A 14,035-nucleotide genomic window follows, 5' to 3' on the forward strand; every position below is an offset into this window, starting at 1 on the left:
GTGTGCCGCTGTGCGGTTCATTAAGATTAAAATCACCCCGCAGAGGAGTCAATGCATGCAGAACGTGATCAACGCCCTCCGGGTGCTCGAAGAGGTCGCCGCCCGCCAGCCCATCGGCGTGGGCGAGCTGGCCCGTGGGCTGGGCCTGCCCAAGAGCACGGTGCAGCGGTCGCTGATGACGCTGCGCGAGGCGGGGTGGATCAGGCCCGCCGGGGGCGAGGTCACGCGCTGGCAGGTGACGAGCAAGGCGTTACAGGTCGCGCGCAGGACCGAGCTGGGGCTGCGCGACGCGGCCATCCCGGTCATGGAGGAGCTGCGCCGGAGCACCGGCGAGACCATCCACCTGATGGTGCCCGAGGGCGACGCGGTCGTGCTCATCGAGCGGCTGGAGACCGACAAGCCGCTGCGGATCGTGCTGCCGCTGGGCATCCGGCTGCCGCTGCACGCCTCCGCCAACGGCAAGGCCGTCCTCGCCCACGTGCTGGCCCGTACGGATCGTCCGCTCGCCGACCTGCCCGGCTACACCGACACCACGATCACCGACCCCGGCGCGCTGCGGGCCGAGCTGGCGGCCGTGCTGGCCCGCGGGTACGCCGACAACCGCGGCGAATGGCGCTCCGACATCGCCGCCGTCGCCTCCGCCGTCCTGGGCCCCGACGGCCCGATCGCCACGCTGTCCGTCTCCACCCCGGCCAGCCGCATGCCCGAGGATCTGCGCGCGGAGTACGGCAAGCTCGTCACCCGCGCGGCCGGGACGCTGACCGACTCGCTCGGCTGACGGGGCCGGCCCCGGAGGTCTACGGCTGGGGCGGTGCCGCCGGCGCCGGCGTCAGGCTCGCGAACCAGCCGATCCGCAGCTTGATCGGCACCGACACCCGCACCGGCTTGGTGTTGCGGAAGGTGAACGTCATCGGCACCGAGGTCCCGCTCACCCCGCTCAGCGTGCCGATCGGCTTGCTGCCGGTGCCGACCGGCTGGTTGGGCGGCAGCGTGAGCGGCTCGATGAGCCGCACGGTGCCGCCTCCGGGGACGCTGATCCGCTCCACCTGGTCCGTCCGCGGACCATCGTTGATCAGCACGGCGAACAGGCTCATCTGGGTCGAGGGCGAGGCCGGGTCGGTGTTGCTGAGCAGGAAGGCGTTGCGCAGGTAGAGAGTGCCGCCCACGTCGGCGTTGGCCCCGTCGTTCTTCGGGGCCCTGTTCTCCTTGCTGAACTCCACGGTCGCGCAGCCGCAGGTCACCAGGACCACGGCGATCGCGGCGGAGACGATGGGACGCATCGCTCAAGCCCTCCTCTCGGCGTGACCATCCCGCTACCCTCCGGAACCGCCTCCAACCAGCCCGCATCACAGCCCCCGCGGGCACGGGGCTGCGCTCGTTTCGAGCTGGTTTCCAACTGGTGACCGTAGATCATGCATGATGTACCGTCGCCGTTGACGCGTGACCTACCCCCTGGAGCGGTAGATGGCTGAGCAGCAAGGACTCGACGCGACAGGTCAGCAGAAGAGACGGCAACTGGTCCGGGCGGTGGTCGCCTCCGCCGTGGGCACCTCGATCGAGTGGTACGACTTCTTCCTCTACGGCTTCGCCGCCAGCACCATCTTCGCGGAGCTGTTCTTCCCCAACAGCGACCCGACGACCGGCCTCCTGCTCGCCCTGGGCACCTACTTCGGCGGCTTCGCCGCCCGCCCCATCGGCGCGGCGATCTTCGGCCACTACGGCGACCGCATCGGCCGCAAGGCCACCCTGATCATCACCCTGATGACCATGGGCATCGCCACCGCCCTGGTCGGCCTCGTGCCCACGTACGAGCAGATCGGCATCTGGGGCGGCATCCTGCTCACCGCCCTGCGGCTGCTCCAGGGCATCAGCGTCGGCGGCGAATGGGGCGGCTCCGTGCTGCTGGCCACCGAGTGGGGCAAGACGCGCGGCGGCAAGCGCGGCTTCCTCGGGAGCTGGCCGCAGTTCGGCGTGCCCGTCGGGCTCGTGCTCGGCTATCTGGCGCTGCAGATCTTCGAGCCGCTGCACCCGTACTGGGGGTGGCGCATCCCGTTCCTGCTCAGCATCGTGATGGCGGCCGTCGGGCTCTACATCCGGCTCGGCATCCTGGAGACGCCGGTCTTCGCCAAGGTCGTCAGGGAGAACAGGGTCGAACGCGTGCCCGTCCGCCAGGTGCTGGCCAGGAACTGGCGGGAGATCGTGCTGAGCGCGCTGCTGCGGACGGGTCAGCAGGCGCCGTTCTACATCTTCACCGTCTTCATCCTGACCTACGCCACCAAGACGCTGGGGTTCGAGGCGAGCGACGTGTACACGTACGTGATCGCGGCCGGGGTGGTGTCGCTGTTCACGGTGCCGTTCTGGGGGTACATCTCGGACCTCGTGGGGCGCAGGCGCCTCTACATGGTGGGCGCGGCGCTCATGGTGGTCTGGTCGTTCGTCTACTGGCCGCTGCTCGACACCCGCGTCCCCGCGCTGGTGTTCCTGGCCATCGTGCTGTCGGCGCCCATCCACGACATCCAGTACGGGCCGCAGGCCACGTTCATCGCGGAGAGCTTCACCGGGCGGCTGCGCTACAGCGGCTCCTCGCTGGGCTACCAGCTCGCCTCGCTGACGGCCGGCGGGCCCGCGCCGCTGATCGCGGTTTGGCTGTACGCGACGTACCAGAGCTCGTTCTCCATCGCCGTCTACATGGCGATCTGCGCGGCGATCAGCGTCGTGGCCGCGTACGCGCTGAAGGACCGTTCGCAGCAGGACTACGCCGTCGAGTACGACGAGGCCCGGCCCTCGTCCGGTTAGGCACCCAGACCCCGAAACTTTCGGAGACTCTCGCGCCCGGCCGGTCCGCGGACCGGCCCAGGGCCCGGCTGGGAACGCCGTCGGCGAACGCCGCAACGTGGCAGGTTGGCGGCGCTCTTGACATGCCCGCGAACGGGCTCGTATCTTGCCGCAAGATTAGACAGATCCTCTTGAAACTTTCGGCGTCGCCCGCGCGACACCCCCCGCTCGCGCCGCGGGCCGACGCCGTGAGCCGTGACGGGGTGAAGGGACGGCATGAGGAGCCAGGAACCGATCGACACCAGCTCGACGTCCGGAGAGAGCGGGCGGTGGCGGGACGCCCGGCTGCCGCCCGCGGAACGCGCCGGCGCGCTCATCCCGCTGATGACCCTTGAGGAGAAGGTCGCCCAGCTCGTCGGCTTGTGGGCGGGCGCCGACGCCTCGGGAGGCGGCGTCGCCCCGCACCAGACCGACCTGGGCGGCGGCCCCGAGTGGGCGGACGCCATCCGGCAGGGGCTGGGCCAGCTCACCCGGCCGTACGGCACCGCGCCGGTCGATCCCGTCGCGGCGGCCCGCTCGCTGGCCGCCTCCCAGGGCGAGATCGTGCGGGCGAGCCGGTTCGGGATCCCGGCCCAGGTGCACGAGGAGTGCCTGACGGGGTTCGCCGCCTGGCGGGCGACGGTCTACCCGGCGCCGCTGAGCTGGGGCGCCTCCTTCGACCCCGAGCTGGTCGAGGAGGTCGCCGGGCGGATCGGACGGTCGCTGCGCGCCGCGGGCGTCCACCAGGGCATGGCCCCGGTGGTGGACGTGACCAGGGACTACCGCTGGGGGCGTACCGAGGAGACGATCGGGGAGGACCCGTACCTGGTGGGCACGGTCGGGGCGGCGTACGTACGCGGGCTGGAGGGCGCCGGGGTCGTCGCCACGCTCAAGCACTTCGCCGGTTACTCCGCCTCGCGTGGCGGACGCAACCTCGCGCCCGTCGCGATGGGGCGGCGGGAGCTGGCCGACGTCGTGCTGCCGCCGTTCGAGATGGCTCTGCGCCTGGGCGGCGCGCGTTCGGTCATGAACTCCTACGCCGAGATCGACGGCGTGCCCGTGGCCGCCGACGAGGGCCTGCTGACCGGCCTGCTGCGCGAGGAGTGGGGCTTCACCGGCACGGTGGTCGCCGACTACTTCTCGGTCCGCTTCCTGGAACGGCTGCACGGCGTGGCCGCGGGCGCAGCGGCGGCCGCCGGGCTCGCGCTCAAGGCCGGGATCGACGTCGAGCTGCCCACGGTCGACACGTTCGGCGCCCCGCTCGTCGAGGCGGTCAAGGCGGGGGCCGTGGCCGAGGCCCTGGTCGACCGCGCCGTGCTCCGCGTGCTGACGCAGAAGGCCGAGCTGGGCCTGCTCGACGAGGGGTGGCGGCCGTTGCCGGGACCCGCCGATGAGGTGCGGCTCGACGACGAGGAGAATCAGGAGTTCGCCCTGCGGCTGGCGCGCGAGGCCATCGTGCTGCTGCGGAACGATGACGACCTCCTGCCGCTGGCCGCGGGGCGGCGGGTGGCCCTGGTGGGGCCGGTCGCGGGCGACCCGATGGCGATGCTGGGCTGCTACGCCTTCCCCGCGCACGTCGGCCCGCACCCCGAGCACGGGCTCGGGGTGGACCTGCCGTCGCTGCGCGAGGCGCTCGCCAGGCTCGTCCCCGACCTGGCGTACGCGCCGGGCTGCGGCATCACCGGCGACGACACCTCCGGCCTCGCCGAGGCCGTCGAGCTGGCCGGGCGCAGCGACGTGTGCGTGCTGGCCGTCGGCGACCGGGCCGGACTGTTCGGGCGCGGCACCTCCGGCGAGGGCTGCGACGCCACCGACCTGCGCCTGCCCGGCGTGCAGCCCGAGCTGGTCAGAGCCGTGCTCGCGACCGGCACGCCCGTGGTGCTGGTGCTGCTGGCCGGACGTCCGTACGCCCTGGGCCCCGAGGTGGCGGCGGCCAAGGCCGTCGTCTGCGGGTTCTTCCCCGGCCAGCGCGGCGGCCAGGCGCTGGCCGAGGTGCTGACCGGCGCGGTGAACCCGTCAGGACGCCTGCCGGTCAGCGTGCCGCGCGACGCGGGCGGCCTGCCCGCGACCTACCTGGCCCCGCCGCTCGGCCACCGCTCCGAGGTGTCGTCCGTGGACCCGACGCCCGCGTACCCGTTCGGGCACGGCCTGAGCTACACGACGTTCGAGTGGAGCGACGCGCACGTGCCGGGCGGCGCCGCTCAGAGCGTCGTTCCCGGCGTCGCTTCCGGCGTCACGGAGTGGGCGGTGGACGGCGAGGTGGCCGCCGAGGTGACGGTCCGCAACACCGGCTCGCGCGCCGGGGCGGAGGTGGTCCAGCTCTACCTGCACGACCCGGTCGCGCAGACGACCAGGCCGGTGGTCCGCCTGATCGGGTACGCGCGTGTCCCGCTGGAGGCGGGGGAGAGCGCGCGGGTGAGCTTCACCGTCCCGGCGGACGTCACGTCGTTCACGGGGGTGTACGGGCGGCGCATCGTCGAGCCGGGGGACGTCGAGCTGCGGCTCGGCCGTTCGTGCGCGGAGGTCGTGGCGACCCTGCCGCTGCGCCTGACCGGTGGGGAACGCGAGGTCGGCCACCGGCGGCACCTGCTCGTGACGGCGCGCATCGACCGCGTTCGGGGTGAGGGCCGAGGCTGAGCACCCCCGGGAGGCCGCCACGGCGGCGGGGTTCCTAAGGCGTGGCGAGCCCCGGCAGCGCGCCGGTCGTGGCGCCGCCGCTCCGCGGCGTCGTGCTCTGGCCGCCGGTCGCCGACTTCTTCCGCGCCCGGCCGGGCGCCACCTGCCCGGGGGTGGAGCCCGATCCCGGCGTGCGGGTCACGGTGGGACGGACGGGGACGATGACCCGGCCGAGCTGCGGCACGTTCCCCGGGATGGCCTTCGACAGCTCCCGCGGCGGCGACGTACGCGCCCCGCTGGGCGGTACGGCCCCCCGCTCCCGTACGCGGGTGGGCGTCGGCCGGGGCGTCGCCGCGGAGGCGGAGCCCTCCGGAGCCGTGACGGGGGCGGGCGGTGCCGTCGGGTGCCCGTGGGCGGGGGTGGCGGCGGCGCGGCGGCTCAGGGCGGAGCCGGGCCGGGGGTCGGCCTGCTTCTGCTGCTCGGGGACGGGCAGCGGGTCGAGCGTGGGCGAGCTGCCGGGGATGCCGATCAGGATGCCCGCGAGCACCAGGTGCACGACGCCGGCCAGCACCGTGGAGATGCGCAGCGCCCTGCCCCGTCGGTCGCGCCGCTCCGTGGCGTGGTCGTACTGCTCGGTCAGCACGGCGGACACGTCCCTGCCGATGCCATGCGACTGTCCTCCGGGGGGTGAAGTGGCGGGCGAACGTGACTGATCTAGGCACGTATGGGCACCGAGGTCAAGCCCAACCGCCGAAGATCACGAACGGTGACCGCCGGGCACGCTCACCTGGCGGCACACCGTCGCGAACGGTACCAGAACCCGTCTCGGCCCACGGCGCGGACGATCAGCCGCCGTGCCCGTGATGCGCGGGGACGTCGAGCGTCGGGTTGCGGTCGAAGAACCCGACGGGCCTGAGCCGGAACCCCGCGTGGTCCACCGGCATGACCGGCCACTCCTCGGGGCGTGGGGCGTGCGTGAGCCCGAAGACGTGCCAGACCACCAGCGGCCGGCCGTCGAGGTCGCGGTCGGCGGCGGCGAAGGCGGGCAGACCGGCCCCGCCCGGGTGCTGGTTGACGAAGTCGCCCGCCGGGTAGCGCTCGGCCGGATCGTACGCGGTGACCCACAGGTGCCGGGTGGCGAACCCGGCCCGCGCCGCGATCGACGAGCCCGGGTCGGCCAGCAGCAACGGCCCGCCCTCCGGGCAGAGCGCGTACGCGACCGGGTCGCCCAGCGCGTTGCGCGAGCCCGGGTTGGTGATGTGCCAGACCCGGTCCACGGTCGCGTCGGCATCGCGCTGCGCCTGGCTCTCCCTGGTCAGCGGCGTACGCCGGTAGGTCCAGGCGTTGCCGCGCGGGTTGTCCGGCCCCTTCGGGATCCGCTGGAGGTCCACCTCCTCCACCCGGTTGTCCGGCCCGTCCACCGCCATGTCCAGCCGGGCGCAGAACAGGTGCTGGTGGTAGGGGGCGGCCAGGCCGGGCGCGACCTGGGCCGCGTACGGGGAGCCGCCCTCGGGGTGGGCCGAGGTGAACAGCACGCCGGTGGCCTTGACCTCGAACCCGATGCCGCCGTCGAGGTAGAGGTACCAGTAGAAGCCGTAGTCGTAGTTGCCGACCGTGGCGAAGAAGGACAGCACCATGCGGCGCTGGCGGCGCACCTGCGCGGAGCCCGTCCACAGGTCCGTGTGCTTCCACAGGATGCCGTGGTCCTCCTCGTGCAGGCAGATCGCGTTCGGCAGCGTGCGTGGTGCGCCGTGCGCGTCGGCGATGACCGCGTCGAGGTAGGTGATCTCGCCCACGCAGTCGCAGCCCAGCTCCAGCGCGTTGGCGTACTGGCCGACCTGGTACTCGCCGGTGTCGAAGTAGTTCTGCCACGACCGTACGGGGGAGGGGTCGGCGTAGGGGACGACCATCTCGGCGATCGAGGCGCGGTGGACGATCGGGCGGCGGCGGCCCGCGTCCCGGTCGTCGAAGGCGATCTGGTGCAGGATCAGCCCTTCGCGGGCGTCGAAGCCGATCCGCAGCGACCAGTTCTCCCAGCGCAGCAGGTTGCCCTCCAGGGTGAAGCTGGGGCCCTGCGGCTGGGTGATCTCGATGGGCCGCTGCGTGGTGCGCGGCGGGCCCGCGTAGGCGGGGTCGTCGTAGTTGCCCGACACGTCCGGCACCGGCACCGGGCCGAAGTCGAGCACCTGGTCCACCGAGCGGTTGACCACGTCCACGTACGCGACGAGCCCGTCCACCGGGTGCGCCCACGCGTGGTCCCGCTCGTGCTCCTGGACGAAGGCGAGCCCGCGCAGGATGCGGCGGCCCGCCTCGCCCGGGTACTCGTCGGCGTACACGCCAGCCGACAGCGGGGCGACCCGGACCTTGGCGACGTCCAGGCCTCGGCTCTTGAGCGCGGCTAGCCACCGCTCGTCGGTGGACAGCACCTCCTCGACCACCCCGAACTCCGCGTCGAGCACGGGCGGCTGGCCGTCGGTGGCGGGGTCGAGCGTGCGGTCGGCGTCGATCGTGCCCCGCGTGATCGAGACGACCAGGTCGCGCGGGGCCGCCCCGGCGGTGTCGAGCAGCAGGACCCGGGCCCTGCGCTCGACCGGCTCGCCGGGCGCGGGGGAGAGGGTCTCGCCGGGCGCGGGGGAGAGGGTCTCGCCGGGCGCGGGGGCCGGCAGCGCGTCCCTGGGCGGCTCCTGCAGCCCGGCGTACGCGACGCGGGTGGTGTCCTTGACCAGCCCGGCGGCGGTCAGCACGGCGTGGGCGGCTGTGATCTCGCCGGGCGTCAGCGGGTCGAGCGGGTGCGGCGTGGCGTTCATGGCGTCTCCCTCGGACGGTGCGCCTCCCGGCGGGCGCACCGCCAGCGAACACCACACACCCGCCGATTACCAGCGCCCGCCCGGCGTCGGCACGTCGGTGGCGCGAGGTCCACCGCCCGCCGGGCCGGTCGTCAGCCGAGGCGGACCGGCAGCTTACGCGGCCCGCGTACCTGGCCGGTGGACCACGTCACCGCCTCCGGGTCGGCCAGCCCGAACTCAGGGACGCGCGCCAGCCACACCTCCAGCGCCACCCGCAGCTCCATCCTGGCCAGATGCGAGCCCACACACCGGTGGATGCCGAGGCCGAAGGCCGCGTGCCGGTTCACCTCGCGGTCGATGACCACCTCACCGGCCCGCTCGAACTGCGCCGGGTCGCGATTGGCCGCCGGGAACGACAGCAGGATCCAGTCGTCGGCCCTCATGTCCACGCCGTTCCACCGCATGTCGTCCTTGACCAGGCGCGCCATGGTCACCGGCGCGTACGCGCGCAGCAGCTCCTCCATCGCCGTCGGCAGCAGCCCAGGCTCGGCCACCAGCCGCTCCCGGTCGGCCGGCGTCCTGGCCAGATGCCACAGCGAGGCTCCGATCGCGCTCCACGTCGTGTCGATGCCCGCGATGAGCAGCAGCGCCATCGTGCCCGCCACGTGCGACGGCTGCAGCTTCTGCCCGCCCAGTTCGGCGTCGAGGAGGAAGCCGGTCAGGTCGTCGCGCGGGTGGTCGATGTGGTCGCGGATCTGGATCTGCAGGTAGTCGAACAGCTCGTCCATCGCCGCGATGCGCTGCTCCGGCGGCAGGTTGACGCCTTCCAGCACGTTCTCGATGAACCGGCGGAAGCGCGGCCCGTCCTCCGGCGGGAAGCCGAGCATGTCGGCGATCACCCGGGCCGGGATGTGCTGGGCGTAGTCGCGGGCCGCGTCCACGACCGGCCGTCCCTCGAACGCGTCGATGAGCGCGTGGCAGAACTCCCGCGTGGCCGCCTCCCGCCGGGAGACGGCCGTCTTGGTGAACGCCGGCAGCAGCAGCCTGCGCGCATGGTGGTGGAAGGGCGGATCGGACGAGATCGGCGGCGACCCGCCGATCGGCGCGTGCTCGCGCGGCGGCCGGAAGTTGCCCATGATGATCGAACGCGAGGAGAATCGGTCGGTGTCGTAGGCGATCGAGGCGACGTCCTCGTAGCGGGTCGGCAGCCACCCGCCGCCGAACCGCTCAGTACGCGCGATCGGGCACCGCTCCCGCAGGTCCTCCAGGATCGGGTACGGATCGGCGGCCCACTCCGGCTCCAGGTGCGAGAAGTCGGTCGCCCAGTCGGAGACCGGGCCGGTGACGATCTCGTTGCGCGTGCCCAGGGGCGTGTCCTGCTGGGCGTCGCGGAAGTTCTCCGTGAAACGGTCGTCGACGCTCATGTCAGGCGTCCCCACCCGTGTCGATCGCGTGCTCGGGGCAGTTCGCCACCGCCAGGCGGGCGGCCCGCTCCTGGCCGGGCGCCACCAGGCCGTCGCCGAGCACCTGGCCGTAGCCCTCGTCGTCCTCGCCGAACAGCTCGGGGGCCAGGGTGTAGCAGCGGCCGTGTCCTTGGCATCGTTCCGGGTTGATCTGCAGTTTCACGGCGTGCTCTCCGTCTTTGCGGTGGGGTCGGGGGTGGTGGTGGGGGCGGCGGCGGTGGGGGCGAGGGCGGTGACGACCCTGGTGAGGAGCTTCGACCACTCCACGTCGTTCACCGGGTGCAGTTCGGGGGTGACCAGCGCGCTGCCCATCGCGAGCAGGAGGCAGAAGTGCGCCAGGGCGTCCGGCGACAGACCGGTGTCGACCTCGCGGTCGCCCTGCGCGACGCGTACGAGGTCGGCGATCCAGCCGGCCCGCTCGCCGATGTAGTCGCGCATCGGCCCGGCCACGTCCTCGTCCCGGCGGGCCGCGACCAGGGCCTCGACGATGAGGTAGCGCTCGGCCTCGCCCCGGTGCGGCAGGCGGCGGCCGATGGCCAGCAGCAGCTCCGTGGCCGACCGGTCGGGGTCGGCGGCGAACAGGCCGGCCAGCAGGCGTCTCCCGTGCGCGCGCAGCGCGGCCACGAGCAGGTCGGCCTTCGAGCCGAAGTGGGCGTACAGGGCCCCGTTGCTCACGCCCGCGGCGGCGGCGATGTCGGCCACGCGGGTGCCGTCGTAGCCGCGCTCGGCGAAGGCGTCGGCGGCGGCGCGCAGCAGGCGCTCGCGGGTCTCGGCCGCGGTCACTCCGGGGATGCGTCCCATGAACGAATTAAAAAGTCGTTCAATTGGGTCGTCAAGGGCACGACCGTGCCGGCCGCGGAAAAACCGTTCGGCCAGGGGACGGGGCGCGGCCTACCATGCGGACGCGTGAAAGAGAAACTACGGGCGATCGCCGCCGCCAACGAGGAGATCGTCGCCGCGGGCGAGTACGCCACCGGCGACGGCGTCGTCGTCCGCGTCGGCCCGGCACTGGAGGCGGCCCTCGCCGGCACCGTGAGCTACCCGCCCGACGCCACCGTCAAGCCGCCGCGCCCGCGCGCCGGGGCACGCACGTCCTTCGAGGTCACCGGGGAGGGCACCCTCCAGGCCGCCCGCCGCCTGCACCTGTCCGGCGTCCAATCGGATGGCGTCCAACCGGATGGCGTGTGGGCGGATGGCGGTCGGATCGCGGTGCTGAACTTCGCCTCGGCGCGTAACCCCGGCGGCGGTTACCTCGGCGGTGCCCGAGCGCAGGAGGAGGACCTGTGCCGCAACTCCCTCCTCCACCCCTGCCTCCTCCAGGCCCCCGACTACTACGCCGCCCACCGGGCCTCGTCCGACCTGCTCTACAGCCACCGGGTCATCTGGTCCCCCGACGTGCCCGTGCATCGGGGTGACGACGGGCGGCTGCTGGACGAGCCGTACGCGGTCTCGTTCCTGACCTCCCCGGCCCCCAACGCGGGGGCGGCGCTGCGCCGTGACCCCGGTCTGGGCGAGCGCATCCGCGAGACGCTGCGCGAGCGCGCCGGGCGGGTGCTGGCCGTCGCCGCCCGCCACGACGCGCGCCGGCTCGTGCTCGGGGCGTGGGGCTGCGGCGTGTTCCGCAACGACCCGCACGAGGTCGCCGATGCCTTCCACGGCCACCTCACCGGCTACGGCGCGTTCTCGGCGGTGTTCGACCAGGTCGTGTTCGCGGTGTGGGACCGTTCGCCGGTCTCCGCCAACCGGGAGGCGTTCGTCCGCCTCTTCGGCTGACGCCTGGTCGTGACCCCCGCGCCGTGCTGGGCCGGTTAGTGGGAGGCGCGGGCCTGGAGCAGGTCGGCCAGGAAGTGGAGCAGCGCGGCCGACGTGGTGGCCGAGGTGATCGCCTGCTCCTCGATCAGCCCCTGGACGCGCAGCATCGGCACCCACCCGGCCCGCTCCCCGTCGCCCTCTGGCTCGTCGTCAGGCGGGACGGCACCGGGATAGGTGGGGTGGTGGGCGACGAAGACGAGGTGTTCGCAGTCGGCGACGTCACCGGCGGGCCGGGTGCGGATCAGGGGCAGCAGCGGCCCCGTGTGCCAGCCCGTCCGCTCGGCCACGTGCCGGGCCGCCGCCTCCTCGGGCTCCTCGCCCGGCTCGATCTCGCCGAGCGGGATCTCCCAGCCCCACGTGTCGGTGATGGGACTGTGACGCCACAGAAGCAGCACCCTGCCGCCATGGAAGACCACCGCTCCGGCGGCCCGCGGCGTACGGATGAAGGGCCGCTCCTCGCGCCCCCCACCGGTCAGCTCGACGTCCGCGACCCGGAGATCGACCCCGTTCGCCGCGTAGAGCAGCCTCTCCGACCGCCGCATGCGATGCTCCTCACCCGTTCGCTGGGAAGTATTCCTCCGGTTACCGCAGGGCCTGCTCTCCCGAGAATACGCACATGGTCGGCCTATGAGCGGCGGGGCCGGGAATCGTCAGTGAAGGAGATTAGCCTGGGCGGTGTCGTCCCTGAGTGGGGCGACCGGGCTCCGGCTCGGCTCCGAGTGTCCCAGCGTTCGACCGGAGGGGGAGCGATCGTGGGGTCTTTCGCGGGCGGAGGGCTGCCGCCGGATGACGCCGTCGTCACAGCCCTGCGCGCCGGCGATGAGGCGATGTTCGCGGCGCTGCTCGACACCTGGTCCAGGGGCATGTTGCGGGTGGCCAGGTCTTACGTGTCCACCGACCACTCGGCCGAGGAGGTCGTCCAGGACACCTGGCTGGCCGTGATCGACGGGATCGACGCCTTCGAGCAGCGTTCGTCGGTCAAGACGTGGGTCTACCGCATCCTGGTCAACACCGCGAAGAAGCGCGGCGTGCGGGAGAGCCGCACGCTCCCGTGGAGCGCCTTCGACCGGGAGGGCGGCTCGTCCGTCGACCTCGGCTCGGTGCCGGGTGGCTGGCGCGATCCGGCCGCGGTGTGGCCGACGCCCGAGGGCGAGGCCCTCGCGGCGGAGGTGCGCGGGCTGATCGCCGAGGCCCTGGCCCGGCTGCCGCCCCGGCAGCGGGTCGTCATCACCCTGCGTGACGTGGAGGGCTGTTCCTCCGACGAGGTCTGCGAGATCCTCGAGATCTCCGCGGCCAACCAGCGGGTGCTGCTGCACCGCGCCCGCACGGCCGTACGCGGCTGGCTGGCCGACTACTACGAGTGCGTTAAACAGCCGGAATAGTCCGAGGGTCCCATCGGGTCCGTTCAGCGGCGACAATAAGTGAAACGGTTCATCTCAGAGACAAGGGCGGTCCACGTCGTGAAGCGGTTCACGTGCGGCGAGCTGGCGGAACTTCTCACCGCCTACCTTGAAGACGCCCTCGACCAGCCGTCGCGCGATGGCGTACGGGAGCATCTGGCCGGCTGCGAGGGGTGTGAGCGTTATCTCGGCCAGTTCCGTGCCACCATCAGGGCACTGGGCGACCAGCCGCCCGAGAAGCTGTCCGCCGGGGTGCGCGACCGGCTCATGTCCGCCTTCCGCCAGCACCGCCATCCGTAGCACCCACCCCCACCCGTAGCACCCCCACCCGTAGCACCCCCACCCGTAGCACCCCCACCCCGTTGCACCCCCACCCCGTTGCACCCCCACCCGTAGCGCTGCCACTTGTTGCGCAGCCGCTCCTGGCACCGCCACTCGTTGCGCCGCCATCCGTAGCGCCTCCGCTATTTCGCGGCGCCGCCCACCGCGCCCGAGCCGAAGCTGTGTCGCAGTGCCGCCAGGACCGAGGGCGGGAGGGAGCCGTCGCGCAGGCAGCCCAGGGCCGCGATCGTCGCCCTGACCTGCGCCAGCCACGCCGCGCACGCCGGGCACCCGCCCAGATGGTCCGCGACGACGCGGTGCCGGGCGGCCGGGAGCGCCTCCTCCAGATAGTCCGTGAGCAGCGCGAGCACGTCGGCGCAGCTCACCGGTCCCAGCTCCATGTGAGCTAGTGCCCGCCCCGCCTCATCCGTTACACACAAATTCGTCTGTAACGTTCGCGGCTTTCGTGGGTCTATAGCCCCGTACGAGCGCATTTGTGCGGGCTGGGCGAGGAGGAGAGGATGATCGGGGTCACGGCCGAGAGCACACCGCCGTTGCGCGACGCTTCGGAGGTGGCGGACTTCGCGGGCCGCTGCTTCCGTCCCGCCGCCTCCGCCGACCGGGTGGGTGTCGAGCTGGAGTTCCTGGTCTTCGACCGTACGGACGCCGCCAGGCACGTCCCGCTGGCCAGGGCCGAGCGCGCGCTGCCGGCCGAGCTGCCGGGCGGGAGCCGGGTGACGTTCGAGCCGGGCGGCCAGCTCGAACTGTCGGGGCCGGCGAGCCCGCTGCCCGGCGCGGTGACCCGCCTGGCCGCCGACGTGGC

The 14,035-nt window shown here is 73.0% G+C and carries 14 protein-coding genes and 1 pseudogene; 7 read left to right on the top strand and 8 right to left on the bottom strand.

The genetic code is table 11. The features are described from left to right. Window positions 1–55 precede the first annotated feature (55 nt). The gene (locus tag ABD844_RS35355) at window positions 56–778 is read left to right on the top strand and encodes an IclR family transcriptional regulator (RefSeq protein ID WP_344887700.1); all 723 of its coding nucleotides are present in this window, start codon (window positions 56–58) and stop codon (window positions 776–778) included. Between the two features lie 19 nt (window positions 779–797). Here ABD844_RS35355 and ABD844_RS35360 read toward each other — a convergent pair whose 3' ends face one another. Continuing rightward, complete coding sequence (locus tag ABD844_RS35360; protein ID WP_344887703.1) at window positions 798–1,280, bottom strand: copper chaperone PCu(A)C; 483 nt, start codon at window positions 1,278–1,280, stop codon at window positions 798–800. 184 nt (window positions 1,281–1,464) lie between these two features. Here ABD844_RS35360 and ABD844_RS35365 point away from each other — a divergent pair, with 184 nt between their 5' ends. Together ABD844_RS35365 and ABD844_RS35370 are read left to right on the top strand one after the other, a co-directional pair. Then, window positions 1,465–2,796 (top strand): MFS transporter, encoded by a 1,332-nt coding sequence (locus ABD844_RS35365; protein WP_344887706.1) that lies wholly within the window; start codon window positions 1,465–1,467, stop codon window positions 2,794–2,796. Window positions 2,797–3,051: 255 nt separating this feature from the next. Next, the gene (locus ABD844_RS35370; protein ID WP_344887708.1) at window positions 3,052–5,451 is read left to right on the top strand and encodes a beta-xylosidase/alpha-l-arabinosidase; all 2,400 of its coding nucleotides are present in this window, start codon (window positions 3,052–3,054) and stop codon (window positions 5,449–5,451) included. Window positions 5,452–5,485: 34 nt separating this feature from the next. Here the strand turns inward: ABD844_RS35370 and ABD844_RS35375 are convergent, their stop codons facing one another. From ABD844_RS35375 to ABD844_RS35395, 5 genes are all read right to left on the bottom strand, one after another. Then, complete coding sequence (locus tag ABD844_RS35375; RefSeq protein ID WP_344887711.1) at window positions 5,486–6,082, bottom strand: hypothetical protein; 597 nt, start codon at window positions 6,080–6,082, stop codon at window positions 5,486–5,488. A gap of 193 nt (window positions 6,083–6,275) precedes the next feature. Continuing rightward, complete coding sequence (locus tag ABD844_RS35380; protein ID WP_344887714.1) at window positions 6,276–8,237, bottom strand: primary-amine oxidase; 1,962 nt, start codon at window positions 8,235–8,237, stop codon at window positions 6,276–6,278. Window positions 8,238–8,368: 131 nt separating this feature from the next. Beyond that, window positions 8,369–9,640 carry a cytochrome P450 gene (locus tag ABD844_RS35385; RefSeq protein WP_344887717.1) on the bottom strand — a complete coding sequence of 424 codons (1,272 nt, stop codon included), beginning with the start codon at window positions 9,638–9,640 and terminating at the stop codon, window positions 8,369–8,371. A 1-nt stretch (window position 9,641) separates the two neighbouring features. Next, a complete protein-coding gene (locus tag ABD844_RS35390; RefSeq protein ID WP_344887720.1) occupies window positions 9,642–9,842 on the bottom strand; it encodes a ferredoxin in 201 nt (66 codons plus the stop codon). Next, complete coding sequence (locus ABD844_RS35395; RefSeq protein WP_344887723.1) at window positions 9,839–10,480, bottom strand: TetR/AcrR family transcriptional regulator; 642 nt, start codon at window positions 10,478–10,480, stop codon at window positions 9,839–9,841. The genes ABD844_RS35390 and ABD844_RS35395 overlap by 4 nt, the downstream gene beginning before the upstream one ends. 105 nt (window positions 10,481–10,585) lie before the next feature. On the opposite strand from ABD844_RS35395, the gene ABD844_RS35400 reads away from it, so the two are divergent. Beyond that, window positions 10,586–11,452, top strand: coding sequence for a TIGR02452 family protein (locus ABD844_RS35400; RefSeq protein WP_344887727.1), 867 nt, complete (start codon window positions 10,586–10,588; stop codon window positions 11,450–11,452). A 35-nt stretch (window positions 11,453–11,487) separates the two neighbouring features. On the opposite strand, the gene ABD844_RS35405 is transcribed toward ABD844_RS35400, so the two are convergent. After that, window positions 11,488–12,033: an NUDIX domain-containing protein gene (locus ABD844_RS35405; protein ID WP_344887730.1), complete on the bottom strand. Its 546-nt coding sequence runs from the start codon at window positions 12,031–12,033 to the stop codon at window positions 11,488–11,490. A 210-nt stretch (window positions 12,034–12,243) separates the two neighbouring features. On the opposite strand from ABD844_RS35405, the gene ABD844_RS35410 reads away from it, so the two are divergent. Beyond that, window positions 12,244–12,873, top strand: coding sequence for an RNA polymerase sigma factor (locus ABD844_RS35410; protein ID WP_344887733.1), 630 nt, complete (start codon window positions 12,244–12,246; stop codon window positions 12,871–12,873). A gap of 78 nt (window positions 12,874–12,951) precedes the next feature. Then, on the top strand, window positions 12,952–13,191 hold the full coding sequence (locus ABD844_RS35415) for an anti-sigma factor family protein (protein ID WP_344887736.1): 240 nt from the start codon (window positions 12,952–12,954) through the stop codon (window positions 13,189–13,191). A gap of 164 nt (window positions 13,192–13,355) precedes the next feature. Here the strand turns inward: ABD844_RS35415 and ABD844_RS35420 are convergent, their stop codons facing one another. After that, the gene (locus ABD844_RS35420; protein WP_344887739.1) at window positions 13,356–13,613 is read right to left on the bottom strand and encodes an anti-sigma factor family protein; all 258 of its coding nucleotides are present in this window, start codon (window positions 13,611–13,613) and stop codon (window positions 13,356–13,358) included. 120 nt (window positions 13,614–13,733) lie between these two features. On the opposite strand from ABD844_RS35420, the pseudogene ABD844_RS35425 reads away from it, so the two are divergent. Further along, window positions 13,734–14,035 (top strand): annotated as a pseudogene (locus ABD844_RS35425) (hypothetical protein); the annotation flags it as partial.

It is taken from the genome of Nonomuraea antimicrobica, assembly GCF_039536965.1.
Classification (GTDB): Bacteria; Actinomycetota; Actinomycetes; order Streptosporangiales; family Streptosporangiaceae; genus Nonomuraea; species Nonomuraea antimicrobica.

Excerpts from the sequence above, each read along its gene's own strand:
- ABD844_RS35385 (WP_344887717.1), bottom strand. The coding sequence starts at position 9,640 with ATGAGCGTCGACGACCGTTTCACGGAGAACTTCCGCGACGCCCAGCAG.
- ABD844_RS35370 (WP_344887708.1), top strand. The coding sequence starts at position 3,052 with ATGAGGAGCCAGGAACCGATCGACACCAGCTCGACGTCCGGAGAGAGC.
- ABD844_RS35405 (WP_344887730.1), bottom strand. The coding sequence starts at position 12,033 with ATGCGGCGGTCGGAGAGGCTGCTCTACGCGGCGAACGGGGTCGATCTC.
- ABD844_RS35360 (WP_344887703.1), bottom strand. The coding sequence starts at position 1,280 with ATGCGTCCCATCGTCTCCGCCGCGATCGCCGTGGTCCTGGTGACCTGC.
- ABD844_RS35420 (WP_344887739.1), bottom strand. The coding sequence starts at position 13,613 with ATGGAGCTGGGACCGGTGAGCTGCGCCGACGTGCTCGCGCTGCTCACG.
- ABD844_RS35395 (WP_344887723.1), bottom strand. The coding sequence starts at position 10,480 with ATGGGACGCATCCCCGGAGTGACCGCGGCCGAGACCCGCGAGCGCCTG.
- ABD844_RS35365 (WP_344887706.1), top strand. The coding sequence starts at position 1,465 with ATGGCTGAGCAGCAAGGACTCGACGCGACAGGTCAGCAGAAGAGACGG.
- ABD844_RS35380 (WP_344887714.1), bottom strand. The coding sequence starts at position 8,237 with ATGAACGCCACGCCGCACCCGCTCGACCCGCTGACGCCCGGCGAGATC.
- ABD844_RS35355 (WP_344887700.1), top strand. The coding sequence starts at position 56 with ATGCAGAACGTGATCAACGCCCTCCGGGTGCTCGAAGAGGTCGCCGCC.